Source organism: Cohnella massiliensis, assembly GCF_900169535.1.
GTDB classification, from domain to species: domain Bacteria; phylum Bacillota; class Bacilli; order Paenibacillales; family Paenibacillaceae; genus Cohnella; species Cohnella algarum.
Genome location: NZ_LT821256.1, coordinates 177,325 through 200,538, shown reverse-complemented (window position 1 = coordinate 200,538; position 23,214 = coordinate 177,325). Strand labels below are relative to the sequence as shown.

Below are 23,214 nucleotides of genomic sequence, written 5' to 3'. Positions count from 1 at the left end.
ATAAGGCACGGGGAACCCCCCTAAGGAGGAAACGCGAATATGTCCATTTTCAAAAGGCTTCGCGACTTGACGCTGTCCAACGTGTACGCATTGATCGAAAAGGCTGAAGATCCGGTAAAGATGACGGACCAATACCTGCGCGATATGCAGGACGATCTGGAGGACGCGGAGAAAGCGGTAGCCGCCCAAATCGCCCTGGAAAAGAAATTCAAGCAGCTGTACGAGGAGCAGGAAGCGCTCGTTCAGAAACGCGAAGAGCAAGCGAACATCGCCGCTCAGGCGAAGAACGTCGATCTTGCCCGCCGGGCGCTCGAGGAGAAGAAAGCCGCGGCCCAGAAGGCTGCCGAGTACAAGGCAAGCTACGATCAAAACAAGGCCTCGGCCGACCGCCTGCGCGAGAAGCTCGACGAGATGCGCAAGCAGTACACCGACCTGAAAAACCGCCGCGAAACGCTCGTCGCCCGGGCGAACGCAGCCAAAGCGCAGGCCGAAATCAACAAAGCGATGGCGGGCTTCGGTTCCGATACGGCGCTCGCGGGGCTCAAGCGCATGGAAGACAAGGTTATGCAAATGGAAGCCCACGCCGAAGCGACCGAGGAGCTCAACGGCGCGAAAGGCAAGTCGCTTGACGAAGAAATTGCGGCTCTCGGGAAAGACAAAGAGGTCGAAGACGAGTTGGCGGCGCTGCTGAAAAAGTACGAATGAAGGTAAAAGCCCCCCTCGAGGGGGTTCCTTCTTTTTATCGCCCTGAATAAACCGATGCGCAAGTTCGCCAATCGGAAGGAGAGACGGAACGTTGACGTTCAACGAAATCGTAGGGACGCTGATTTGGACGGCGGCAGGCGCCGTTCTGCTGTTCGTCTTGATGGGGGCCGACTCCCTGCTGACGAAGTACAAGGACATGGAAGAAATGAAGAAGGGGAACAACGCCGTCATCGTTCGCTTTGTCATGAAGCTGGGAGCGCAAGGGTATATTCTGTCCCGTTCGATCGCGACGTCCGATCATTTGGCGGAAGCTTTGCTCGTGTCCGTCGTATCTTTCCTCATCTTGTTCGTGCTGGAACGGGTGGTCGAATGGGCGCTCGGGGCGATCGGCGATTTGCGTTTGGCGGAAGGCGTCAAGAACGGAATCGTCGGCCACGGGCTGATCGCCGGCACGCTGCATGCGGTCGGAGCGCTTATTATCGGAGCCTGCCTATAATGGATAAGAAAGGAGGCTGCCAGCGATGAGCTTGTTGAAACGCGTGAAAAACCTGATTCGCAAGCCGGAGCCGCCGAAAGCGGAAAAAAGCGTGCTGTCGCTCGGGCCGGGCGACGTTTGCGAAGTATCGCTTGTCACGTACCAGGTGGCGGGCCGAACGAAGCCGCTTAGCCGCAATGCGGTGTGGCTGACGCTGCGGGACGGGGCGGCCGTCCGTTATTTGTCCGTCGAGGAGCGGGCGACCCGGCAATTCGGCCTTTACTCGGCGATTGACGGGCGGCTCGATTCGATCGACGAGGTGCCGACCGAAATCGAGCTCGACGGCATTCATTATCATTTGGAAGAGCGCTACTCGTCCCGGATTTCGGCAGCCGGCCAAACGCCTTTTTCCGAAACGGGCGGGGAGCTGTACGTGTGGCAATATCAATCCGATAACCGCAAGCTGCTGCGCGTCGAGTGGCAGGACGGCCGGTTTATGCTTTACGAGGGTGAAAGCGTCCTTCCGGCCGATGTCGAGTGGCTTCGGGGGACGGCGCAATGAACGCGTCCCTCCCGCGGTGGACGCGGTACTTGAACCTGGCCGTCATCCTCAGCCTTGCGATCGGGCTCTTGTCCGCTTGCGGCAGCGTCAACGTCGAGCAGACGTATCCGCTCGAGTCGGTCAGCGGAGAAGGCAACCAAACGTCCTACGTATACCGCGCCGCGGGGGAAACCGTGCCCGAAGTCGCGAATGCGCTCGCGGAGCAAAAGAAGCCGCAGCAAATGTCGGCGGAGGATGCGGAGCGCATGTTCCTCGTTTACGCCGACCAGATCATCCACGTGCAGCAGGACCCGGATCAACCCGACGATACGCTGGTCGAAGTGGACAGCACCGAGTACGTCCGCCAAAATTACAGCCCGTCCTTTCTGGAGGGGTACCTGCTTGCGAGCCTGATCGGCGATCTTTTCGACTCGAAAACGAGAAGTTACGGCAACTATCGGGGATATTCAAGCAAAACGACGAACCCGCCCGCGAGCGGCTCGTATCGCGCGCCGACCGCAAACGATACGAAAGCGGCACCGCCGTTGACCGTGGAGAAGAAAGGGTCGATTTTCAAGCGAAGCGCGACCGCAGATACGGGAGGCGTCGGCTCCGGAGGGCTGTTCAGCAAAAAGAGCGACGGTTCGTCGTCTTCCTCGGGCTCCGCGGGAACCATTACGAGAGGAAGCGAAGGAAGCGGCAGCAGCGGCAAGTCGTCGTCGAGCTGGACGAAACCCCGGAAGTCGAAAGCTCCGAAGACGAAGATAGGCGGCTTCGGCCGGGTCAAGCGAAGGTGACCCGGTGCCGGCGGCCGATTCGCCTTGCCTCCTAGTCCGTCATGAAGCGGATTAGGAGGTTTTTTGCGTGTTTTTAGCCGGGACTCGGGAGGCGAGAACGCCGGCGCTCCGGGTTTTCGGACCTTGTCCGCCGGTACGGGGCGGGCGCCGCCGGCTGGCCCAGCTTGCCGCGCAGCAGCCACCAGACGAGCAGCGGGGAGCTGCCGAAGACGAGCAGCAGGCAGTTGACCGCGAGCGGAGAGGGACGGTAGGAAACGACGGCGATAAACGCGATCGTCCCGATCAACCGACCGGCATTGAGGGCGAGTTCGCGGGTGATGACCGATTCCACCCGGCGTTCGGCGCTTTCCTTGTCCTGGCCGATCAAATCGAACACAAACGAGACGACCGGTATCGTATAAAGCGGCATGAACAGCGAGGTGGCGATCCCGAAGACGAGCAGCGTCGCGTATCCGTCGTTCCAGAAAAGGGGCAAAATCGCCAGGCTGAGCATCAGCGCTCCCGAAAACAACCCCCATTTTCGGTACGCGGGCTTGTACATTCGGCCGATGAGCCAGAAGCTGACGAGTCCGACGGCGGACGTATACAGCGTATAATTGCCCAGACGAAGCTCGCTTCCGGTGGAGATATACACAAGCAGCGTGATCATAAAGCCGAAGATGCCTTCGCGCAAGCCTTGGGCGACCATGGCGAGAGTGACGGTCCTCCACGGATTGCTCCGATCCCGCAGGCGCTTGAGGCCGAGCGACCACTCGTAGCTGCCGAGCCTGGGACGCCTTTTCAGCAAAAAAGACAGCAGCACCCCCGCGATGAAAACGCCGACCGATATGGAAAAAATAAGCCGGTAGCCGTACGTGCCGCCCAGACGGGCGATGACGATCCCCGAAAGCCACGGCGCAAGCATGCTCGATCCCGAGCCCAGGAGACCCGCCCGGCCGTTGAAGCGGTCCCGGGAATCGCGGTTGGTGGCCTCGAAGTAAATGATGTTGTAGGCGAGCCAGAATAAGCCGGACGAAATGCCCTGCACCGTTCCGAGCAGCGGGATGAAGCGGACGGCGCTCGGGCCGAGCAGCAGCACAAGGCCGTAAAAGGCGGCGGCAACGGCGATGCCGATCCTTATCGCGCCAAGCTTGTCCCCTTCCTTCACCCATTTCCCCGCCAGCCAGAACGTCAAAGCCATCACGATCTGGTGGACGACGGCAAACCAGCCGATCATCGTGAGGTCGTTTTTTATTTTCCATAAATAGACGTTGACGAAAGTGGACGAGAGCGCGTTGGCGCTGACGAACAGCCCGTTCACTCCAAGGAGCAGCCACTCCTGCCGCGCGTCCCGCAAACTCGCCGAAGATTGCCGGATTCCATCGGCCATTTCCGTTCCTCCTTTGCTGATGAGCTGCCGAGGCGGCGCGCTGCGCTGCAGCAACTCTCATAAGGTTTGTCAGAACGGAGAAAATCATGAACCGCAATCGCAATACCAGAAATTGCATGCCCGGCCAAAGCGGCGGGGGCGGGGAAAGCGCGCCCGGGAAGCGGGGCGAAACCGGCGAGCCCGGACGCGGTTTTCGTCAGATGAGCAGCGTAATGACCAGCAGTTCGTACAGGACGAGCGGAATAATGGCGCCCGCGGCGAACGGTCCGAAAAACCGGTAGTCGTTCGGCATCGGACGGACCATCAGGTGAAGGTGTCCGGAGTCGCTTCCGACAACGGTTCCTTCGTACGTATGGCCGTCGATCGTCTGGACGCGGACGGGGCGGTTCATGCATTTGCCGCAAATATCGCTTAGCCGCTGCCTCGTCTTTTTCGCGTAATCGCACCATTGCTGTTCCGCCCTGTAAACAACGGTTTGGCCGCTATTCGGCGAGCCGACGCTCATGAGCATTCCTCCCAGCGCTTGTTGCAGTATGCTATGCGGCCGGACGCGAATGGGTGCGCGCCCGGGTCCGGCGAACGGCCCGCAAAATTCGTCCTTTATCTCCGGGAAGGATGGAGTGCGCGCGGGGGGAGACAATGATATAATGGACGGGCAGTGAGATCGGAAGAAGGAGAGGGATCTTTTGGGCAGTCTTTTTGTTTGCGATCATCCGCTGATCCAACATAAAATTACGTTTCTTCGCGACAAAAATACAGACACGAAGCAATTTCGCGAGCTGGTGCAGGAGTTGTCGACCTTACTCGCCTACGAAATTACCCGCGACATTCCGCTTGCGACGGTAACGGTGGAAACGCCGGTCGCGAAAGCGGAGGGCCGCGTCATCGCGGGCCGAATGCTCGGCCTGGTCCCGATTTTGCGGGCGGGGCTCGGAATGGTGGACGGGATGCTGGAGCTCCTTCCTTCCGCCAAAGTCGGCCATATCGGCCTGTACCGCGACCCGGAGACGCTGCAGCCCGTAGAATATTACGTCAGCTTGCCGTCCGACGTGACGGAGCGCGAGCTCATTTTGCTCGACCCGATGCTGGCTACGGGCGGGTCGGCGAACGCGGCGATCGACATTTTGAAAAAACGCGGATGCCGCCCGACGAAGCTCGTCTGCCTGATCGCCGCGCCCGAAGGGGTGGAAGCGGTACGGAAGGCGCATCCGGACGTCGACATTTACGTGGCCGCTCTCGACGAGCGCTTGAACGACCACGGCTACATCGTGCCGGGTCTCGGGGATGCGGGCGACCGTCTTTACGGCACAAAGTAACCGCGGGGAAAAGAAAGGTCTTGGAGGGGGAAATCGAACAACGTGAGCGCGGTAAAAGTAATGACCGTCTTCGGGGTGCGCCCTGAAGCGATTAAAATGGCGCCTCTCATTCTCGAGCTGCAGAAGTATCCCGGGGAGATCGAACCGATCGTCTGCGTGACCGCGCAGCACCGGCAAATGCTGGACCAGGTGCTTGAAGTGTTTCGGATCAAGCCGGACTACGACCTCGATATCATGCAGGCGAACCAGACGCTGAACGACATTTCGATTCGCGTGCTGCAGGGGCTGGAGCCGGTGCTCCGGGAAGCGAAGCCCGATATCGTGCTCGTGCACGGCGATACGCTGACGACGTTCCTCGCCAGCTATGCGTCGTTCATGCAGCAGATCAAGGTCGGGCACGTGGAAGCGGGCCTGCGCACCTGGAACAAGCTGTCGCCGTACCCGGAGGAAATGAACCGCCAGCTGACCGGCGTGCTGGCCGACCTGCACTTCGCCCCGACGGACTGGTCGGCGGGAAATCTCCGCAAGGAAAACAAACCCGAAAAAGATATTTATATTACGGGCAACACGATCACGGACGTTTTCCAATATACGGTGAAGTCCGACTTTTCCCATCCGGTGCTCGAATGGGCCGCCGGCAAACGGCTCGTGCTCATGACCGCGCACCGGCGGGAATCGCAAGGCGAGCCGCATCGCCGCGTCTTTCGGGCGGTCCGGCGGCTGGTCGACGAATTCGAGGATATCGCGGTCGTCTACCCGGTTCACCCGAATCCGGCCGTGCTGGAGCCGGCGCGGGAGATTTTGGGCGGCCATCCGCGCATCAAGCTGATCGACCCGCTCGACGTCGTGGAGCTGCACAATTTTTATCCGCACGCGCACCTCATTTTGACCGATTCGGGCGGCTTGCAGGAGGAAGCGCCGTCGTACGGCGTTCCGGTGCTCGTCCTCCGCGACACGACGGAGCGTCCGGAGGGCGTCGACGCGGGCACGCTGGAGCTTGCCGGAACGGACGAAGAAGCCGTTTACGGACGGGCGAAGGCGCTGCTCACCGATTCGAACCTTTACGACCGGATGAGCAAGGCGGCCAATCCGTACGGAGACGGGCAAGCTTCGAAGCGAATCGCGCAGGCGATTTTGCACCACTTCGGGCGCGGGGAAAGACCGGAGCCGTTTCGCGCGGGGAACTGACGCCGGGACGCTCCGGACGTTTGCGGGCCGGCGAGCCAGGGGCTCGCCGGCGTTGGCCGGCCAATGCCGGCATCGCCGCGCTGCCTTCGGCGTCGAGAGCGTTTGGGTTCGCTTGCCGGCGATTCAGCGGCCGGCGCGAGAAGAGCTCGAAGGTGCGCCCGGCCGGAGCGAGACCAGGTTGGATTTTGTCCAATCGGCGGGCGAAAAGGACGTGTCATATCGCTCTACGTTGGATTTTATCCAACGAAAAACGGGGATTATGCTAGATTTCATAGAAAAAGCGTTGCCGGATTGGATAAAATCCAATGAAGGCAGCGATATTCGCAAAAGAGCCGCTCTTGATTGGATGAAATCCAACGAAGGCGACGGAGCGCTCGCGAAGGGCGTTTTCGATCAGGCGACGGAGGATTCGCGAAGGGTATTCCCGGTCAGACGATGGTTTCGCGAAGGGATGTCTCAATTCGGACGACGAGACCCGCGAAGAGGGCTCCCCGATCAAGCGGCGGGATCGAGGCGGCAGGCGCGCGGGGATGCATTTTTTTAACAAGGGAATAATGGAAACGACGGCGGAAGGCGGCGGTTCGGACGGTTATCCCGGAACCGCCGCCGCGAATCGTGTCGAGTTTGCGGACAACGCCGAAGCGGCGGCATACAGCATACAGTTAAGCTGTATGGTTAATGTTGGCTGCAAAGCGCGTAATGACGCGAATTTTCAAAGCTGCGTTCACACAAATTTTGATTTCTTTGAATTGACAAACCTTCTGCGACTTCGATAAAATGTATGAGGACTGGCAGAGGTACAAACTATGAATAAAAAGGGCAACGAGGGCAACCCGTGGCACGCGCTCGCGCTGGTCGGAGCGCTGGGCTTCGAGGTCGGTCTGAGTACGGCGGCGGGTTACTTTATTGGCAGTTGGATCGCCCCCTCCTCTTCCGGCTGGAAGATTGCGGGCGTTTTCACGGGTCTGATCGTCGGACTCCTGATTGCGATTTTACTTGTCAAGAAAGCTCTGGAGAACAAAAATGGATGAAATTTTGCAAAGGGCTACGCGGCTTGCGCTTTTTTTTCTGGCAATCTGCTTGCTCGTGTGGGCCGTCGTTCCCGAGTGGCGCATTTACACCGCGGGAGTGACGCTCGGAGTGGCGGCGAGTCTGGTGAACTCCTATCTCCTCCGCAGGAGGGTGAATTTCATCGGAACCGTTTTCAAAAACGATTCCGAACCGCCGCGAAGAGTCGGAATGGGGATGGCCAGCCGATTGGCGACGGTTCTGATCGCGACGATGGCCGCATACCGCTTTCCGGACCAGTTTCATCTGCCATCCGTCCTGTTCTCTTGTTTCTTTATGCCCATCGTTTTGTTGTTTTGCGCATTCGTGAGCAACAAACGTCAATCCTGAAGAAAGGGGGGGAACTACACAGCTATGCATGAGTTTCCCGTGCTAAAGGTTGCAGGTTTGAATATCGACCTTTCCACTGTCATCGCGCTTTTCGTGTCGGGGCTCATCACCTTCGTGCTGGCGAGACTCGCGGTGCGGAATTTGTCGGTCGAACACCCGTCCAAGCTGCAAAACTTCATGGAATGGGTCGTGGAATTCATCCACAACACGATCGCCAGCACGATGCCGCTCAATCGCGTCAAGCAGTTTGTGGCGCTGGGGATGACCCTGATCATGTTCATCTTCATTTCCAACCTTCTCGGATTGCCGTTCGGGATCGTGACGGAGGTTCATCATCCGATCCATTGGTTGGGCATCACGCAGGAAGACATCGACGGGCATCACGGCCATTACGCGATCGCCTGGTGGAAATCGCCGACGGCGGACCTGTCCGTTACGGCTGGACTTGCGCTCATCGTCTTTTTCCTGATTCACGCCCTGGGGCTGAAGATGAACCGCAGGCATTATCTGGCGCACTACTTCAAGCCGTACCCGATTTTCTTCCCGCTTAACCTGATCGAGACGCTGGTCAAGCCGCTTACGCTGGCGATCCGGCTGTTCGCCAACATTTTCGCGGGCGAAGTGCTGCTGACGACGATCCTGATGCTTTCCTGGATCGGGCTTCCGTTCATGGCGGCATGGCAAGGCTTCAGTATTTTTGTCGGCGCTATTCAGGCGTTCCTGTTCACGATTCTCACGATGGTGTACATTTCGCAATCGATCGTTCACGAGGAACACGAGCACGAGCATTAAGGCCGCAACCGCCGCACGGGCGCGAGCGCTCCGCGGCATTGCCGGTTTCTAAAATATCCAACCATTTTTGAGGAGGAAATACACAATGGAAGTATTGGCAGCAGCAATTGCAGTAGGTCTTGGCGCAATCGGCGCAGGTTTCGGTAACGGTATGATCGTCAGCAAAACGGTAGAAGGCATCGCGCGTCAGCCGGAAGCGGCAAGCAAGCTGCAAACGACGATGTTTATCGGCGTAGGTATCGTCGAAGTCGTGCCGATCATCGGCGTCGTTATCGGCTTCCTCGCATTCTTCGCCGCTTAATCGGATACCTGAACAAGTTATGGCGGGGAAGGCTTCAGCCCTCCACGCCATGTTTTTTGACCGCGAAAAGATCAGCGTGCGGAAAGGAGTGCGACCATGACTTTTAACTGGGAATCGACAGTAATCGCGATTTTGGCGTTTTTGATTCTGTACTGGCTGTTGAACAAATACGCCTTCGGACCGTTGTTCGGCATTATGGAGAAGCGCCGCCAGCTCGTCGCCGAGCAAATGGACAGCGCCGCCAAAAACCGCGCGGAAGCCGAGCGTTTGCTCGAAGAGCAAAAGCAGGCGCTGCAGCAGGTTCGCCAGGAAGCCGCCGACATTATCGGCCAGGCCAAGACGACCGGCAGCAAGCAGGCCGAGGAAATTCTTCTTCAAGCTCGCAACGAAGCGGTTCGCCTGAAAGACGAAGCCGTCAAGGAAATCGAAAGCGAGAAAAACAAAGCCGTATCCGCGCTGAAGGCGCAAGTGAGCGGCCTGTCCGTTCTGATCGCTTCGAAAATCATCGAGAAGCAGGTTGACGAAAAGGCGCAGCAGGAGCTTGTCGACCATTATCTTAAAGAAGTAGGGACGAAATCATGAGCGGCTCCGCGGTAGCGAAGAGATATGCCAAGGCTCTGTTCGACCTTTCCTCGGAAAAGGGGATCGTCTCCGAGACGGAAACCGAACTGAAGGCGATTGTCGACGCGCTCAAGCAAAATGCGGACTTCCGCGCCTTCATGACGTTTCCGAACATCGACACGAGCAAGAAGATCGCAGCGTTCAAAGCTATTTTCGGCCAGGCGGTGTCCCAGGCCGTGCTCGATACGATCAGCTTGCTGATCGAACGGGACCGCCAAACGGAACTGCCGGCGATTTTGGATGCCTACGTTAAGGTTGCCGGAGAAGCGCTCGGCCGGGCGGAAGCCCACGTCGCGACTCCGAAGCCGCTTACGGAAGGCGAAAAGGAACAACTGGCCGCCAAGTTCGGCGCCCTGCTCGGCAAGACGGTGCGGGTGAACGAAACGGTCGATCCGACTCTGCTCGGGGGACTGACGGTCCGCATCGGCGACACGCTGTACGACGGCAGTCTCCGCGGCAAACTGGAACGCCTGGAGAAAAGCCTCCAAACTTCGGCAAATTAGACAGGGGTGAACGAATTGAGTATCCGGCCCGAAGAGATCAGCACGCTGATCAAACAGCAAATCGAACAATATCAATCCGATATTCAAGTCGTGGACGTCGGTACGGTCATCGAAGTCGGCGACGGTATCGCGCGCGTGCACGGTTTGGAAAAATGTATGGCGGGCGAGCTGCTCGAATTCGAGGGCGGCGTCGTCGGCATGGCTCTTAACCTTGAAGAAAACAACGTCGGCGTCGTCATCATGGGCCAAACGAAGGGCATCCGCGAAGGATCCCAAGTGAAGCGCACCGGCCGCATCATGGAAGTGCCGGTCGGCGAAGCGCTGCTCGGCCGCGTCGTGAACGCGCTCGGCGAGCCGGTCGACGGCAACGGCCCGATCAACGCGACGACGACTCGCCCGATCGAGTCTCCGGCTCCGGGCGTCATGGACCGCAAATCGGTATTCGAACCGATGCAAACGGGAATCAAGGCGATCGACTCGATGATCCCGATCGGCCGCGGCCAACGGGAGCTGATCATCGGCGACCGCCAAACGGGCAAAACGACGATCGCGATCGACACGATCGTCAACCAGAAGGGCAACGGCGTCATCTGCATCTACGTCGCCATCGGCCAAAAGCAATCGACGGTTCGTACCGTCGTCGAATCGCTCCGCAGACAAGGCGCGCTCGACTACACGATCGTCGTGACCGCAAGCGCATCGGAGCCTTCTCCGCTGCTGTATATCGCTCCATACGCCGGCTGCGCGATGGGCGAGTACTTCATGTACCAGGGCAAGCACGTCCTGATCATCTATGACGATCTGTCCAAGCAAGCGGCCGCGTACCGCGAGCTGAGCTTGCTGCTCCGCCGTCCTCCGGGCCGCGAAGCATACCCGGGCGACGTCTTCTATCTCCACTCCCGTCTGCTCGAGCGCGCGGCGAAGCTGAACGACGAGCTCGGAGGCGGATCTCTGACCGCCCTTCCGTTCATCGAGACGCAAGCGGGCGACGTTTCGGCGTATATCCCGACGAACGTCATCTCGATCACCGACGGTCAGATCTTCCTTGAATCCGATCTGTTCTACTCCGGTCAACGGCCTGCCGTCAACGTCGGCATTTCCGTATCCCGGGTCGGCAGCTCGGCGCAAATCAAAGCGATGAAAAAGGTCGCCGGCACGCTGAAAACCGACCTCGCGCAATACCGCGAGCTCGCGGCTTTCGCGGCGTTCGGCTCCGATATGGATAAAGTGACGCAATCCCGGATCGACCGCGGCGTGCGCACGCTCGAAATTTTGAAGCAAGGCGTCAACCAGCCGCTGGCCGTCGAACGTCAAGTCGTGTCCCTGTTCCTCGTGACCAAGGGCCATGCGGACGACATTCCGGTTCAGGACGTTCGCCGCTTCGAAGAAGGCTTCCTGTCTTACCTGGATGCGAACCGACCGGAAATTTTCGCGTCCATCCGCGATACGAAAGATCTGACCGACGACAACGCCAAGGCGCTCGTCGAAGCGATCGGCGCTTTCAAGAAGAGCTTCGCCGTTTCGTCCTAAGCGCCCAAGACGCGCGATAAAGCTGAGCGGGGCCGGCCAGAATCGGCCGGTCCCGGCAATAAGGTGGTGACATGAATGGCTAAAGGCATGCGCGAGATCAAGCGCCAGATCAAGAGCACGCAGAACATGAAGCAAATCACGAAGGCGATGGAGATGGTCGCGGCCTCGAACCTGAGACGCGCCCAAAACGCGGCGCTCGCCGGCCGTCCTTACGCGGACACGCTGAAGGAAGTCGTTTCGAGCATCGCGACGAGCGGGGGCGGCTTTTCCCATCCGATGCTGGAGAAACGTCCGGTCAAGAAAACCGCTTACCTCGTCATCACTTCGGACCGCGGGCTTGCCGGAGGCTTGAACAGCAACCTTCTGCGGAAGCTGACGAACGCGATCAAGGAAAAGCACGCGTCCAAATCCGAGTACGGGATTTTTGTGATCGGCAGCAAAGGACGCGATTTTCTTGCGCGGCGGGACTACCCGATCGTCGAAGCGGTCACGGGCATTCCGGATTCGCCGAAGTTCATCGACGTGAAGCATATCGCGTCCGAAGCGGTTAAAGGCTTCGAGGACGGATCGTACGACGAGGTATATCTCGTTTACAACAAGTTCATCAACGCGATTACGCAAATTCCGACGCTCAAGCTGCTGCTGCCGCTCGACGCGTCGCAATTCGAATCCAAGTCCGGCGGACCGACGGCCAGCTACGAATACGAGCCGTCCCCGGAGGCCGTGCTTGGCGTTCTTTTGCCCAAATACGCGGAAACGCTCATCTTCAACGGCCTGATCGAGAACAAGGCGAGCGAGTTCGGCTCGCGGATGACCGCAATGGGAAGCGCGACGAAAAACGCGTCGAAACGGATCGACCAGCTGACATTGCACTATAACCGTGCCCGCCAGGCAGCGATTACGCAGGAAATCGCGGAAATCGTCGGCGGCGCGAACGCATTGGCATAATTCGAAGCTTTAGGAGGGACACGAATGAGCAAGGGACGCGTAGTCCAGGTTTTGGGTCCCGTCGTCGACATCGAATTCGACAACGGCCACCTGCCGGACATTCTCAACGCCATTACAATCAAGCACTCCGGCGAGCGCGAGATCAATCTGACGGTCGAAACCGCCAGACACCTCGGCGACAATCTCGTGCGCGCGATCGCCATGTCCTCCACGGACGGTCTCGTTCGGGGCATGGAAGCAGTAGACACGGGCAAGCCGATCACGGTTCCGGTAGGACCGGCGACGCTCGGCCGCGTATTCAACGTACTCGGCGACCCGATCGACGGGGCGGGCGAAGTCGACCGTTCGAAACAGGATCCGATTCACCGTCAGGCTCCGACGTTCGAAAACCTGTCGACCCAGCAGGAAATGCTGGAAACGGGCATCAAGGTCATCGACCTGATCGCGCCGTACGCCAAGGGCGGGAAAGTCGGCTTGTTCGGCGGCGCAGGCGTCGGCAAAACGGTTACGATGCAGGAGCTTATTCATAACATCGCGCAGGAGCACGGCGGGATTTCGGTATTCGCCGGCGTCGGCGAGCGTACCCGCGAAGGGAACGACCTCTACCACGAAATGAACGACTCCGGCGTCATCGCGAAAACCGCGATGGTATTCGGGCAAATGAACGAGCCTCCGGGCGCGCGTCTGCGCATCGCGCTGACGGGCCTGACGATGGCGGAATATTTCCGCGACGAGGAAGGCCGCGACGTTCTTTTGTTTATCGACAACATCTTCCGCTTTACCCAAGCGGGTTCGGAAGTTTCCGCCCTGCTCGGCCGGATGCCTTCCGCGGTCGGTTACCAACCGACGCTGGCAACCGAAATGGGCCAATTGCAAGAGCGCATTACCTCCACGAAGAAAGGCTCGGTCACGTCCATCCAGGCGATTTACGTTCCGGCGGACGACTACACCGACCCGGCTCCGGCGACCGCGTTCGCCCACTTGGACTCGACGACGAACCTGGAACGGAACATCGCGGCTATGGGGATTTTCCCGGCGGTCGACCCGCTGGCGTCCTCGTCCCGGATTCTCGCTCCGGAAATTCTCGGCGAAGAGCATTACAACGTAGCGCAAGGCGTCAAGAAGCTGCTGCAGCGCTATAAGGAACTGCAAGATATCATCGCGATTCTCGGGATGGACGAGCTGTCCGACGAAGACAAGCAGGTCGTTCACCGCGCCCGTCGCGTTCAGCTGTTCCTGTCGCAGCCGCTGCACGTCGCCGAAGCGTTCAACGGCATCCCGGGCGTTTATGTCCCGGTCAAGGAAACGATCCGCAGCTTCAAGGAAATTCTCGAAGGAAAGCACGACGACCTTCCGGAACCGGCGTTCCACAACGTCGGCACGATCGAAGAAGCCGTCGAGAAGGCGAAAAAGCTCGCACAAGGGCTCTAATCCGCCGCTAAGGAGGAATACAGGTGAGCACCTTACGGCTTGAGATCGTTACGCCCGAACGGAAAATATACGAACAGGACGTCGATATGGTGATCGTTCAAGGGGTAAACGGCGAGATGGGCATTTTGCCCAATCATATTCCGCTCGTGTCCCCCCTGAACATCGCGGTGGCCAGAGTCAAGAAGGGCAACCGGGAAGAATGGGTTGCCGTTCACGGCGGCTTCGTCGAAATCCGCAAGGAAAAAGTTGTCATTTTGGCCGAAGCGGCCGAAGTCGGCTCGGACATCGATCAGTTCCGCGCTCAGCAGGCGAAAGAGCGCGCCGAGCGCCGTCTGGCCAGCCAGAAGGAAGAATATGACGCCAAGCGGGCCGAATTGGCGCTGCAGCGGGCGATGATTCGTCTGCAAGCGGCGTCCAAACGTTGATTTTCGCATCGCTTATATCCGATCGCCGGGAAGCGAAGCCCTGTCGGGCGCGCTTCTCGGCGATTTTTCCGTTTTCGCAAAGGAGGGAATAGAGTTGGAACAGGTCGTCATTATCGGGGCCGGTCCGTGCGGGTTGTCGGCCGCCGCCGAGCTGCAGGACCGGGGATTCGATCCGCTTATTATCGAGAAGGAGAACATCGTTCATTCGATTACGTGTTATCCGGTCAATATGCAGTTTTTCAGCACGCCGGAGCTGCTGGAAATCGCGGGCGTGCCGTTCGTCACGCCCAACGAGAAGCCGTCCCGGCTCGAAGCGCTGCATTATTACCGGACGGTGGCCGAACGCCGCTCGTTCCGGATCCGAAGGTATGAGAAAGTGACCGAGGTGGTCAAGGAGGGCGGCGGCTTTCGGATCGTGTCGCACACGCGTGCCGGAGAGCGCAAAGAGACGCGCGCGCAAGCGGTCGTCGTGGCGACCGGCTACTTCGACCACCCGAACCGGATCGGCATTCCGGGCGAGGATTTGCCGCATGTGAGCCATTTTTTTCGGGAGGCGCATCCGTATGCGGGCACGCGGGTCGTCATCATCGGCGGAAGCAACTCCGCGGTCGATGCCGCGCTCGAGCTGGAGAGAGTCGGCGCCGCCGTCACCGTCGTCTACCGCGGACCGTCGGTTTCCGCCAACATCAAGCCGTGGGTTCGGCCGATCTTCGACGGCAAAGTCGCCAAGGGGAAAATATCGCTGCTGCTGGAAAGCCGGGTCGTGCGAATCGGACCGGCCGAAACGGAAATCGAGCCGGTTTCGGAAAGCCCGGACCGCGAGCGGACGACGCTGCCGACCGACTTCGTCCTGGCGTTAACCGGCTTTCGGCCGGACCGCGCCTTTCTGAGGGCGATGGGTGTCGAAGCGCCGGACGGCGTCATTCCGCCGACGCATGACGAGGAAACGATGGAAACGAACGTGCCGGGGCTGTATTTGGCGGGAGTCGTTTCGACCGGACGCGACGCGAACGAAATTTTTATCGAATCCGGAAGGCTCCACGGGCGCAAAATCGCCGCGCATTTGGCAGGGAAAATCGATCCGAACGGATAAGCTTGGGCTGCCGGTCATTCTTCGCGAAAGGATGGCCGGCTTTTTTTGCAAAAATCCGTCTTTATGCCTAGGAAAATCGGCATTTTTTACCCGATTTTAAACTGGCGAAGGTATACTGTTGTAGGCTTTGCCCGGACATCGTTAATCCGGAATTTTACATAGAATCGATTACATAAGAAGCATGGGAGCTGAGTGTTTTTATGAAGAAAAAAGGTCGAAGGCTGCGCGCCGCCGGGATGGCCTCCATTTTGCTGGCCGCTTTTCCGTTCGCGTCGCTGGCGTCGGCGGAGACGGGCTGGACGGAATCGGGGAAGCTTTACGAGATCCGGACCTGGGCCGGACAAGCCGAATGGGGAAATGAAGACGGCGCGGTACGGGAAGCGACGCTGTTGTATCCGCATTCGGTCGCCCAGCTGGCGGACGGGCGTCTGCTGGTAGCGGAGGCGGGCAATCACCTGCTGCGCGTTCTGACGACCGATCAGGTCGCCACATACGGCGGATTGATCGTGGGCGAGGACGAGCTCGGGCTGCCGGTAGGCGGTTATAACGACGATAACCTGCCCAACTCGGCGTTTCAACAGCCTTCGGGACTGGCCGTCGACGCCGCCGGCACCATTTACGTGGCGGATGCGGGCAACAACGCGATTCGCAAAATTTCCGCCGACGGGACCGTATCCACGCTTGCGGGCAACGGTTTGATCGGGAAAACCGACGGGCAGGGAGAGACCGCGCGCTTCTACCATCCTTCGGACGTGGCGGTCGACGCGTCGGGCAACGTTTACGTGGCCGATACGCTCAATCACGTCATTCGGAAGATCGACGCCGAAGGAAACGCGACGACGCTGACGGCCGAATCGACGCGCACGGTCCAAATGGGGCCGGGGACGATCGAGTCGTCCGGCGACTATATGGACGGAGCGATCGCCGAAGCGAAGTTCAACGAGCCGAGCGGGCTCGCGATCGACGCGAAAGGCAATTTGTACGTAAGCGACCGCGGCAACCAGCGCATTCGCTACATCGATTTTGCGGCCGGAACCGTGACGACGGTAGCGGGAACCGCGCCGGCGTATGCGGCGGACAGCCTGTACGCCGAAGGCGAGTTCGCGGACGGGGACGCGCTCGCGGCGCGCTTCTACGCGCCGGAGGGCTTGGCCGTAGCTCCGGACGGCACGCTGGTCATCGCCGACAGCCTCAATCACGCGATCCGGCTGCTCAAGGACGGCGTCGTCGCGACGCTGGCCGGAGAGGGCGCGGAATTCGGCGCGAACGACGGCGTCACCTACGCCGCGCATTTCAACCGCCCGACGGACGTGGCGATTTTGAAGGACGGAAGACTGGCGATCGCCGACGAGTCCGGCAACAAAATCCGCCTGCTGGCCAAATACCGCGGAGCCGGCCCGGCTGCTGCCGACGGCACGGTGACGACGCTTCTGGACGGTTCGCCGGTTCGAACGGACGCGGCCGCCTACGTTCAGGACGGCGCGGTGCTGCTGCCGCTGCGGAGCGTCGGCGAGGCGCTCGGCTACGAGGTCGGCTACGACGGCCAATCGAAGACGGGCAAGCTAAGCAAGGAATCGACGACGTACGAAATCAAGCTGGGCGAAAAAACCGTATCGAAAACGGCGGACGGACTCGCCCTCTCGCTCGAATTGAACGGCGCTCCCGTCTTCAAGGACGGCCGGATGTTCGTGCCTGTGCGGTTTTTCGCGGCGGAAGCGGATTTGGATATTCAATGGGACGGCACGGCCAGGACGGTCGTCATTCGGCATAAATCGTTCGAAGGAGGTGCCGCTCAGTGATTCGCAAAGGCCTGATGCATTTTATCGCCGCGCTGCTGATTGCTTTGCCCTTGCTGGGCGTTTTGGCAGACGATGCGGGTGCCGCCTCCAGCCGGGTGGCGATCGTGAAGGAATACGAGGGAGACGTTACGGTCAAAAAGTCCGGCGGCTCGAAGACGTTTAAAGCGTATACGAAAATGAGCCTGAACGAAGGGGACATTCTGACCGTCGGCGCCGACAGTTCGGCTGTTCTCCAGTTCGCCAACGGCACGTCCGAGGACGATCTGATGACGGTGGACGCCGGGACGACGCTTACGTTTTCCAAGTTATCGGACAAAAAGGGAACGCGCACGAAAATCAGCATGCTGAAGGGCTCGGCCTGGGTGGACGTCAAGTCGATCGCGGGCGGGGACGACGAATTCGAGCTGGAGACGCCGACGGCGATCATGGGCGTTCGCGGCACGCATTTGGGCGTCGCGGTCGATCCCGTTTCGGGCACGACCCGCGTCGTCGTGTTGGCCGGCATCGTGCAAACACGGCTTCCGAATCCTTCCCCGACCCAGTTGATCTACCCGGGTTACATGGGGACGCTGCTGCCGGGAATGCAGCGAGAGGAGCTGCCCGACGCCATCACGTTGCTTGACGTGCAGCAATTTATTTCGCAGGCTTCCCCCAAGATCATCCAGGCGATTTTGGAAAACGGGGTGCAGATCACCCAGGAAAATATCGAATATTTAAACCAGTTCGAGAACGAGGGGTACCCGGAATCGCTGACCGGCACCCAGGAGGATCTGGAGCGATTTGCAAGGAATTTGCAAAACGTATTCGGCGCCGTCATAAGCGAAGCGCTACGTCAGGGGACCATTAACCGGCAGCAGGCCGAAGATACGGTCAAAAAAGTCAAGGACCAGACCGGCCAAGAGATCGATCTGGAAAATACCAAATTGATCCTGGACGAGGACGATCAGGACAAAATCGACCGAATGATGGAGTTGATGGAAGAAGCCGCCCGGCAAGCCCTGGCCCGGAAAAAGCAAGAGCAGGACAGGTTGGACGCCTTGCCCGGAAATATGTTGCAAACTCTTCAGCAGCGTCTGGCTAACCAGCAAACGCAAAACCAGCAGGCCCTGGATCAGATGAAGGCGGCAAGCGAAGCCAAATACTTGGCCACCCTGACGCCGGAGCAGCGCGCCGCCTACCTTGCAGAAAGAAACGGCCGAACGACGACTTCCCCGGTTATCGTTCCGCCGTCCGCGAACGCAAACTTGAGCGGGCTGGCGCTGTCCGCGGGAACGCTGGCGCCTGCTTTCGCAAAAGACCATACCGACTATTCGGCGGTCGTCGGAAACGCAGTCTCGTCGCTTACGGTGACGCCGACGGCCGAAGATGCCGGAGCGGCCGTTAAGGTGAACGGCCAAACGCTCGCGAGCGGCAGCCAAACCGTCGAACTGAAGTACGGCGAAAACGCGATCGACGTGGAAGTGACGGCCCCCGACGGTTCGACGAAAAAAACGTATGCGCTGAACGTAACGCGGGAGCTGCTGAACTCGGTAAGCTTTTCGTTCGGTTCGGGTTCGTCGCTCAATATCGATTTTACGTCTCCGAATCCGGTGCAGCAGTTCGACGTCCCGGAAGACGAGGAGCACCTGACGCTCAGCGTTCCGAGCGATGGCCCCGCGCTCGCGGTTGCGGCAAACGGGAACGAAATCATGCCGGAGCCGGTAATGATGGCGGCGCTGACCGTGCTTCCGGGCCAGATTGCCTGGAAATATAGGATCCCGCTGAGCCCCGGCAGCAACGAAATCAAGCTGACGGCGACGATCGACGGCGTTTCGAAGACATACACCTTGTACGCGATCCGGGCGCTGCCGAACGGGGAAACGCCGTCCGACGACGCGACGCTGAAGTCGCTGGCGATCGAAGGGCAGCAGTTGGCTCCGGCATTTGCCCCGGAAACGACGGGCTACGCGGCGATCGTGCCGGCCGGAACCGAGAGCTTGTCGATCGGGTATGAAGCCAATGATGGCGGAGCTTCGGCCAAGCTGTTGCTTAACGGTTCCGAGGAAGGCGTAAACGGCCATTCGGTTTCGCTGGCCGCGGGGACGAGAAACACGGTATCGGTCGTCGTCACGGCCGAAAACGGCTTGGCCCAGAAGACGTACGAGATCGTAGTGAACCGGGCGCCGACCGCGCAAGCGGTGGAAACGTCGACGACTGCCGGAGAATGGGTTCTGGTGGAGCTGCTGGGCGACGACGCGGACAAAGACGAGCTGAGCTACGAGATCGCGGGTCCGGCGAACGGCACGCTTGAGCCGTATGAAGGCCGCAAGTATAAGTACACGCCGAATGCGGGCTTCTCCGGCACGGATTCGTTTACGTATACGGTCAGCGACGGGCTGGCCGAATCGGAAGCGGCCGCGGGCACGGTCGTCGTCGAGGACGTTTCGCCTGTGCCGTCCGCAGACGCGAACTTGAGCGGGTTGTCGCTGTCGCTCGGAGAGCAGTCGCCCGTCTTTCATGCCGATGTCACGGATTATGCGGCCAACGTGCCGGCCGGGACGGAAAGCCTGACGCTGCAGTTCGAGACGAGCCATCACGGCGCAACGGCCAAGCTGCTGCTGAACGGTTCCGAGGAAGGCGTGGACGGCCATTCGGTTGCGCTGGCCGCGGGGACGAGGAACACGGTATCGGTCGTGGTCGCGGCCGAGAACGGCGTGGCCGAGAAGACGTACGAGATCGTAGTGAACCGGGCGCCGACCGCGCAAGCGGTGGAAGCGTCGACGACTGCCGGAGAATGGGCTCTGGTGGAGCTGCTGGGCGACGACGCGGACGGAGACGAGCTGGACTACGAAATCGCGGGCCCGGCGAACGGCACGCTTGAGCCGTATGAAGGCCGCACGTATAAGTACACGCCGAATGCGGGCTTCTCCGGCACGGACTCGTTTACGTATACCGTTGACGACGGATCGGCGCCCCCGGTATCGGCGGCGGGAACGATCGCGGTTTCGTCGGAGCCGCCGTCGACGGATGCGAGCCTCGCCACCCTGGGCCTGTCGGCGGGAGAACTTGATCCCGCATTCGATCCGGGCACGACGAATTATATCGTGACCGTGCCGGCGGTCACGTCAACCCTGACGGGGGATTTCGCGGCCAACGATCCGGGGGCTTCGGCCCAACTGCTATTGAATGGCACCGTGAATGGCGTTTCGGGCACCACGGTCATTTTAAACGCCGGCGTCAACGTCATTGAAATCACGGTCACCGCCGCCGACGGGGAAACGACCCGAACGTATACCGTCACGGTAAATCGCGAACCGCCTCCGAACCCGGTCGGCGTCACGGGTTGGGTGACGAAAGCCAATGGACAAGAAACCGCTTGGACGTTAACGGACGAAACGGTTTATCCGGGCGAGCCCGGATATCCCGAATCCCTTTATCAAGATTACGCCCTATATTACGAGACGGCTCCCGGAACATTCGAGGTCGGCTTCGAATTCGAGGAAAACGTGGTCGATCCCGTATTGTACATGTTCGATCAAGCGATCGATCTCGAAACGACTCCCGGACCGATCCCGGTGCCGACTTGGCACGAAGGACCGAACGACGCCAGAGTCGAATACGGAATCGTGGACGAAGGCGAAAATATCGTAAAATACGTAACGCTTTACTTGACCGTTTATGTCGGGAACGATTTCGGACTGTCCCACTTGGAGGTCAGGCTTGCCAGCGAGTTGCGCGTCGATCTTTACCCTTCGGGCAACGGTACGTATACCGGCACCGTGCCCGACACCTCCTATCCGCTTATGGTTCGCGCGAGCGCGGCGATGGGCAGTGTCAAGCTCAAGGTCAACGGCGCGGAAGCGGAAGGCATGGACGGCTCGTTCGACGGCATCGAATTGAACGAAGGCTGGAACGTTTTGGAGATCGAAGTTTACAATCCGGTAACCGGGGAATTAAAGAACGCCTACGCGGTCACGATTTTGGCCGGCGATCCGGGGCTCTACGGATTGAGGCTGGACGGAGTCAAAGGATCGGACGGAACGAAAGTGTTCGCGTTCGAGCGTCTCCATGACATCCTTCCCTATTGGTACGGCATGGCGAGCTACGAGGCGACTTATGTCGATATCGAGCCCTTGGCTCCCCAGGGGACGTCCATCGAAGACGTGCTGGTCGTGGATGCGGAAACGGAAAGCTACTCGTCGGCCCCTCTGCAAAACGGCAAATATCGCATCCCGTTTACGGAAGAGTCGGCGTTTGCGGTCGTATTGTTGAAAACGGGCGACCGGGTTTTGGCCCATGCCGTGGCAATCGAGCGGGAGGCCGGACCGCTGCAAGGGCTTGTGAGCTGGTCGACCGAGATCGACGGCGAAGAAGCGTTTTGGACGCTGGAAGATGCCTATCCGGGTGAAACGTTCGAAGAACGTTATTACGGGATGAAGATCGAGTCGATTCCGGATGTTTTCACGATGACGTTCGAATTCGACGAAAATGTGGCCAACGCCGAGATCGTCGTATCGGACCAGACGATTTCGATCGCTTCCGGCATCCCGGTCGACCTGTCCCAGTGGATCCGGGAAGGCGAGGCTACCCAGTTTGACGTCAATTACGATATTGCGGACGGAAGCGGCGGGGTGCTGAAATCGGTTTATCTCGGCTTAACCGTATACGCCGGCTATCCGGAGCTGAGCGAATTTTCCGTTTACCTGGATGACGATCAAATGACTCCCGTGGACGTCAATCCGACCGGCGCCAATACTTTCTCGGCAGTCGTAGCGAATCCCGAAGAAAGGCTTCTCATCGGGGCATACCCGACTAGCGGGGATTTGGGAGTGTACGTGAACGGGATACAGATTTATCCGGACGGACCGTATTTCGCCGATCTTGCGGAAGGCTGGAACACGATCGAGTTCAAATTGTACCATCCGGTGGACGGAACGTTGGCGAATACGTACGAGCTGCAGGTTTGGGCGGGGGCTTCGCAACCGGAAGGCCTGGGCCTTGCGGCCATCGACGGCGCCGACGAAACCGGCAGTCCGATTCAATTCGTTCGGTCGGAAGCCGGAGCGTTGGACTGGAACGCTTTCGTCCAGGGAGCGGCGTACGCGGATATCGCCCCGGTAGCCGAAGGCGAAGGAACGATTGCCGGCGTGCTGTATTACGACGAGAACGGCGACCTTGTGCAGGCGGAACCGGCAGCGGGATCGGGGGCGTATCGCGTTCCGCTCGTTTCCGACTTCACGACCGCTTTCGCGGCGGTGCAAGCGAACGGTCGCTTGTTGTCGCATGAAATCACGCTTCAGCGAGCTCCTTTCCTCCCCGAGGTAGGGTTGATGCTCAGGTACGGGGACGAGGGCAGCTTTACCGGGACGTATCCGTATCGTTTCGGGAATACGTATTGGAACAACTGGAACGAGGGGACGGAGACCGTGAGAATGGTCGTCAACTCGGGCGGCCAGGAAAACTACAGCTATACGATCGACGGCACGCCGATGGACGCATTCAATTTCGCAGGCCTGGTCGAGGGCGACAATGTGTACGAATTCCGAATTGCGGACGGAACCGGACGGGAAGCGGTTTACTATTTGCATCTGTGGCGCGACGGAACCTGGAAGGAAAACGTAACGATCCCTGGCTTGTCGATAAAATATGGGGTCGATCAGGCGGCGGAGGCGAGTTTGAGCACAACGAATGAATGGGGCCAAGTATGGATGGCGTATCCTCAAGCCGGCATCACCGACGCCGAGGTTTCGTTCCAGCTTGCTTCCGGTTCGACGGCCGAACTGTACGACGGGACCGGGAACACCGTCATCTGGCAGGGAATGCCCGATCCGCAAACGCTCCAGGTATCGATTCCGATCTCCTTCAACGCGGCCGAATCGGCGGAAGGCAATCAACTTCTGTACCATCTGGTTTTGACGGATTCGGCAGGCAATCAGTACATGTATCCGATAACGCTCGCGTTTATCGGAGGGACTACGTCCTAGAAGGCTATCTGACCGGATG

General features: G+C 59.4%; 22 protein-coding genes. 20 read left to right on the top strand and 2 right to left on the bottom strand.

Annotated elements, in window-relative coordinates; all coding sequences use genetic code 11:
- Window positions 1-39: 39 nt before the first annotated feature.
- From B7E11_RS05625 to B7E11_RS05610, 4 genes are all read left to right on the top strand, one after another.
- A complete protein-coding gene (locus B7E11_RS05625) occupies window positions 40-705 on the top strand; it encodes a PspA/IM30 family protein (RefSeq protein WP_080832623.1) in 666 nt (221 codons plus the stop codon).
- A 91-nt stretch (window positions 706-796) separates the two neighbouring features.
- The gene (locus tag B7E11_RS05620) at window positions 797-1,201 is read left to right on the top strand and encodes a DUF350 domain-containing protein (RefSeq protein WP_080832622.1); all 405 of its coding nucleotides are present in this window, start codon (window positions 797-799) and stop codon (window positions 1,199-1,201) included.
- 25 nt (window positions 1,202-1,226) lie between these two features.
- Window positions 1,227-1,742: a DUF4178 domain-containing protein gene (locus B7E11_RS05615; RefSeq protein WP_080832621.1), complete on the top strand. Its 516-nt coding sequence runs from the start codon at window positions 1,227-1,229 to the stop codon at window positions 1,740-1,742.
- Window positions 1,739-2,518: a DUF4247 domain-containing protein gene (locus B7E11_RS05610; protein ID WP_080832620.1), complete on the top strand. Its 780-nt coding sequence runs from the start codon at window positions 1,739-1,741 to the stop codon at window positions 2,516-2,518. Before B7E11_RS05615 ends, B7E11_RS05610 begins: the two co-directional genes overlap by 4 nt.
- Before the next feature lie 73 nt (window positions 2,519-2,591).
- Here B7E11_RS05610 and B7E11_RS05605 read toward each other — a convergent pair whose 3' ends face one another.
- Both B7E11_RS05605 and B7E11_RS05600 read right to left on the bottom strand, forming a co-directional pair.
- On the bottom strand, window positions 2,592-3,887 hold the full coding sequence (locus B7E11_RS05605; RefSeq protein WP_080832619.1) for an MFS transporter: 1,296 nt from the start codon (window positions 3,885-3,887) through the stop codon (window positions 2,592-2,594).
- Between the two features lie 196 nt (window positions 3,888-4,083).
- The gene (locus tag B7E11_RS05600; protein WP_080832618.1) at window positions 4,084-4,392 is read right to left on the bottom strand and encodes an LSm family protein; all 309 of its coding nucleotides are present in this window, start codon (window positions 4,390-4,392) and stop codon (window positions 4,084-4,086) included.
- Window positions 4,393-4,573: 181 nt separating this feature from the next.
- Here B7E11_RS05600 and upp point away from each other — a divergent pair, with 181 nt between their 5' ends.
- The 16 genes from upp (at window position 4,574) to B7E11_RS05515 (ending at window position 23,195) form a co-directional block, all read left to right on the top strand.
- Window positions 4,574-5,203, top strand: coding sequence for a uracil phosphoribosyltransferase (upp, locus tag B7E11_RS05595; RefSeq protein WP_080832617.1), 630 nt, complete (start codon window positions 4,574-4,576; stop codon window positions 5,201-5,203).
- Between the two features lie 42 nt (window positions 5,204-5,245).
- Window positions 5,246-6,391 carry a non-hydrolyzing UDP-N-acetylglucosamine 2-epimerase gene (gene wecB / locus B7E11_RS05590; protein ID WP_080832616.1) on the top strand — a complete coding sequence of 382 codons (1,146 nt, stop codon included), beginning with the start codon at window positions 5,246-5,248 and terminating at the stop codon, window positions 6,389-6,391.
- Window positions 6,392-6,921: 530 nt separating this feature from the next.
- Complete coding sequence (locus B7E11_RS05580) at window positions 6,922-7,167, top strand: hypothetical protein (RefSeq protein ID WP_080832614.1); 246 nt, start codon at window positions 6,922-6,924, stop codon at window positions 7,165-7,167.
- Window positions 7,168-7,197: 30 nt separating this feature from the next.
- Window positions 7,198-7,422, top strand: coding sequence for an AtpZ/AtpI family protein (locus B7E11_RS05575; protein WP_080832613.1), 225 nt, complete (start codon window positions 7,198-7,200; stop codon window positions 7,420-7,422).
- Window positions 7,415-7,789: an ATP synthase subunit I gene (locus tag B7E11_RS05570; protein WP_080832612.1), complete on the top strand. Its 375-nt coding sequence runs from the start codon at window positions 7,415-7,417 to the stop codon at window positions 7,787-7,789. Before B7E11_RS05575 ends, B7E11_RS05570 begins: the two co-directional genes overlap by 8 nt.
- Before the next feature lie 24 nt (window positions 7,790-7,813).
- Window positions 7,814-8,581: a F0F1 ATP synthase subunit A gene (gene atpB, locus B7E11_RS05565; protein ID WP_080832611.1), complete on the top strand. Its 768-nt coding sequence runs from the start codon at window positions 7,814-7,816 to the stop codon at window positions 8,579-8,581.
- Between the two features lie 85 nt (window positions 8,582-8,666).
- Window positions 8,667-8,882: a F0F1 ATP synthase subunit C gene (atpE, locus tag B7E11_RS05560; protein ID WP_080832610.1), complete on the top strand. Its 216-nt coding sequence runs from the start codon at window positions 8,667-8,669 to the stop codon at window positions 8,880-8,882.
- Between the two features lie 96 nt (window positions 8,883-8,978).
- Window positions 8,979-9,464: a F0F1 ATP synthase subunit B gene (atpF, locus tag B7E11_RS05555; protein WP_080832609.1), complete on the top strand. Its 486-nt coding sequence runs from the start codon at window positions 8,979-8,981 to the stop codon at window positions 9,462-9,464.
- Window positions 9,461-10,006, top strand: coding sequence for a F0F1 ATP synthase subunit delta (locus B7E11_RS05550; RefSeq protein WP_080832608.1), 546 nt, complete (start codon window positions 9,461-9,463; stop codon window positions 10,004-10,006). Before atpF ends, B7E11_RS05550 begins: the two co-directional genes overlap by 4 nt.
- A gap of 15 nt (window positions 10,007-10,021) precedes the next feature.
- The gene (gene atpA / locus B7E11_RS05545; RefSeq protein ID WP_080832803.1) at window positions 10,022-11,536 is read left to right on the top strand and encodes a F0F1 ATP synthase subunit alpha; all 1,515 of its coding nucleotides are present in this window, start codon (window positions 10,022-10,024) and stop codon (window positions 11,534-11,536) included.
- Window positions 11,537-11,611: 75 nt separating this feature from the next.
- A complete protein-coding gene (atpG, locus tag B7E11_RS05540; RefSeq protein WP_080832607.1) occupies window positions 11,612-12,484 on the top strand; it encodes an ATP synthase F1 subunit gamma in 873 nt (290 codons plus the stop codon).
- A 24-nt stretch (window positions 12,485-12,508) separates the two neighbouring features.
- Complete coding sequence (atpD, locus tag B7E11_RS05535; protein WP_080832606.1) at window positions 12,509-13,915, top strand: F0F1 ATP synthase subunit beta; 1,407 nt, start codon at window positions 12,509-12,511, stop codon at window positions 13,913-13,915.
- A 23-nt stretch (window positions 13,916-13,938) separates the two neighbouring features.
- On the top strand, window positions 13,939-14,340 hold the full coding sequence (locus B7E11_RS05530) for a F0F1 ATP synthase subunit epsilon (protein ID WP_080832605.1): 402 nt from the start codon (window positions 13,939-13,941) through the stop codon (window positions 14,338-14,340).
- Between the two features lie 94 nt (window positions 14,341-14,434).
- Window positions 14,435-15,433 (top strand): YpdA family putative bacillithiol disulfide reductase, encoded by a 999-nt coding sequence (locus B7E11_RS05525; protein WP_080832604.1) that lies wholly within the window; start codon window positions 14,435-14,437, stop codon window positions 15,431-15,433.
- A 200-nt stretch (window positions 15,434-15,633) separates the two neighbouring features.
- Entirely contained in the window at window positions 15,634-17,232 is a 1,599-nt protein-coding gene (locus tag B7E11_RS05520) for a stalk domain-containing protein (RefSeq protein ID WP_080832603.1), read from the top strand.
- Window positions 17,229-23,195, top strand: coding sequence for a cadherin-like beta sandwich domain-containing protein (locus tag B7E11_RS05515; protein ID WP_080832602.1), 5,967 nt, complete (start codon window positions 17,229-17,231; stop codon window positions 23,193-23,195). Before B7E11_RS05520 ends, B7E11_RS05515 begins: the two co-directional genes overlap by 4 nt.
- The last annotated feature ends 19 nt before the right edge of the window (window positions 23,196-23,214 follow it).

What these genes read in the sequence shown, in the direction of transcription:
- atpF (WP_080832609.1), top strand. Translation starts at nt 8,979, where the DNA reads ATGACTTTTAACTGGGAATCGACAGTAATCGCGATTTTGGCGTTTTTG.
- atpD (WP_080832606.1), top strand. Translation starts at nt 12,509, where the DNA reads ATGAGCAAGGGACGCGTAGTCCAGGTTTTGGGTCCCGTCGTCGACATC.
- atpG (WP_080832607.1), top strand. Translation starts at nt 11,612, where the DNA reads ATGGCTAAAGGCATGCGCGAGATCAAGCGCCAGATCAAGAGCACGCAG.
- B7E11_RS05600 (WP_080832618.1), bottom strand. Translation starts at nt 4,392, where the DNA reads ATGAGCGTCGGCTCGCCGAATAGCGGCCAAACCGTTGTTTACAGGGCG.
- atpB (WP_080832611.1), top strand. Translation starts at nt 7,814, where the DNA reads ATGCATGAGTTTCCCGTGCTAAAGGTTGCAGGTTTGAATATCGACCTT.
- B7E11_RS05610 (WP_080832620.1), top strand. Translation starts at nt 1,739, where the DNA reads ATGAACGCGTCCCTCCCGCGGTGGACGCGGTACTTGAACCTGGCCGTC.
- B7E11_RS05625 (WP_080832623.1), top strand. Translation starts at nt 40, where the DNA reads ATGTCCATTTTCAAAAGGCTTCGCGACTTGACGCTGTCCAACGTGTAC.
- B7E11_RS05520 (WP_080832603.1), top strand. Translation starts at nt 15,634, where the DNA reads ATGAAGAAAAAAGGTCGAAGGCTGCGCGCCGCCGGGATGGCCTCCATT.
- B7E11_RS05575 (WP_080832613.1), top strand. Translation starts at nt 7,198, where the DNA reads ATGAATAAAAAGGGCAACGAGGGCAACCCGTGGCACGCGCTCGCGCTG.
- B7E11_RS05615 (WP_080832621.1), top strand. Translation starts at nt 1,227, where the DNA reads ATGAGCTTGTTGAAACGCGTGAAAAACCTGATTCGCAAGCCGGAGCCG.
- B7E11_RS05570 (WP_080832612.1), top strand. Translation starts at nt 7,415, where the DNA reads ATGGATGAAATTTTGCAAAGGGCTACGCGGCTTGCGCTTTTTTTTCTG.
- B7E11_RS05605 (WP_080832619.1), bottom strand. Translation starts at nt 3,887, where the DNA reads ATGGCCGATGGAATCCGGCAATCTTCGGCGAGTTTGCGGGACGCGCGG.
- B7E11_RS05550 (WP_080832608.1), top strand. Translation starts at nt 9,461, where the DNA reads ATGAGCGGCTCCGCGGTAGCGAAGAGATATGCCAAGGCTCTGTTCGAC.
- atpE (WP_080832610.1), top strand. Translation starts at nt 8,667, where the DNA reads ATGGAAGTATTGGCAGCAGCAATTGCAGTAGGTCTTGGCGCAATCGGC.
- B7E11_RS05580 (WP_080832614.1), top strand. Translation starts at nt 6,922, where the DNA reads ATGCATTTTTTTAACAAGGGAATAATGGAAACGACGGCGGAAGGCGGC.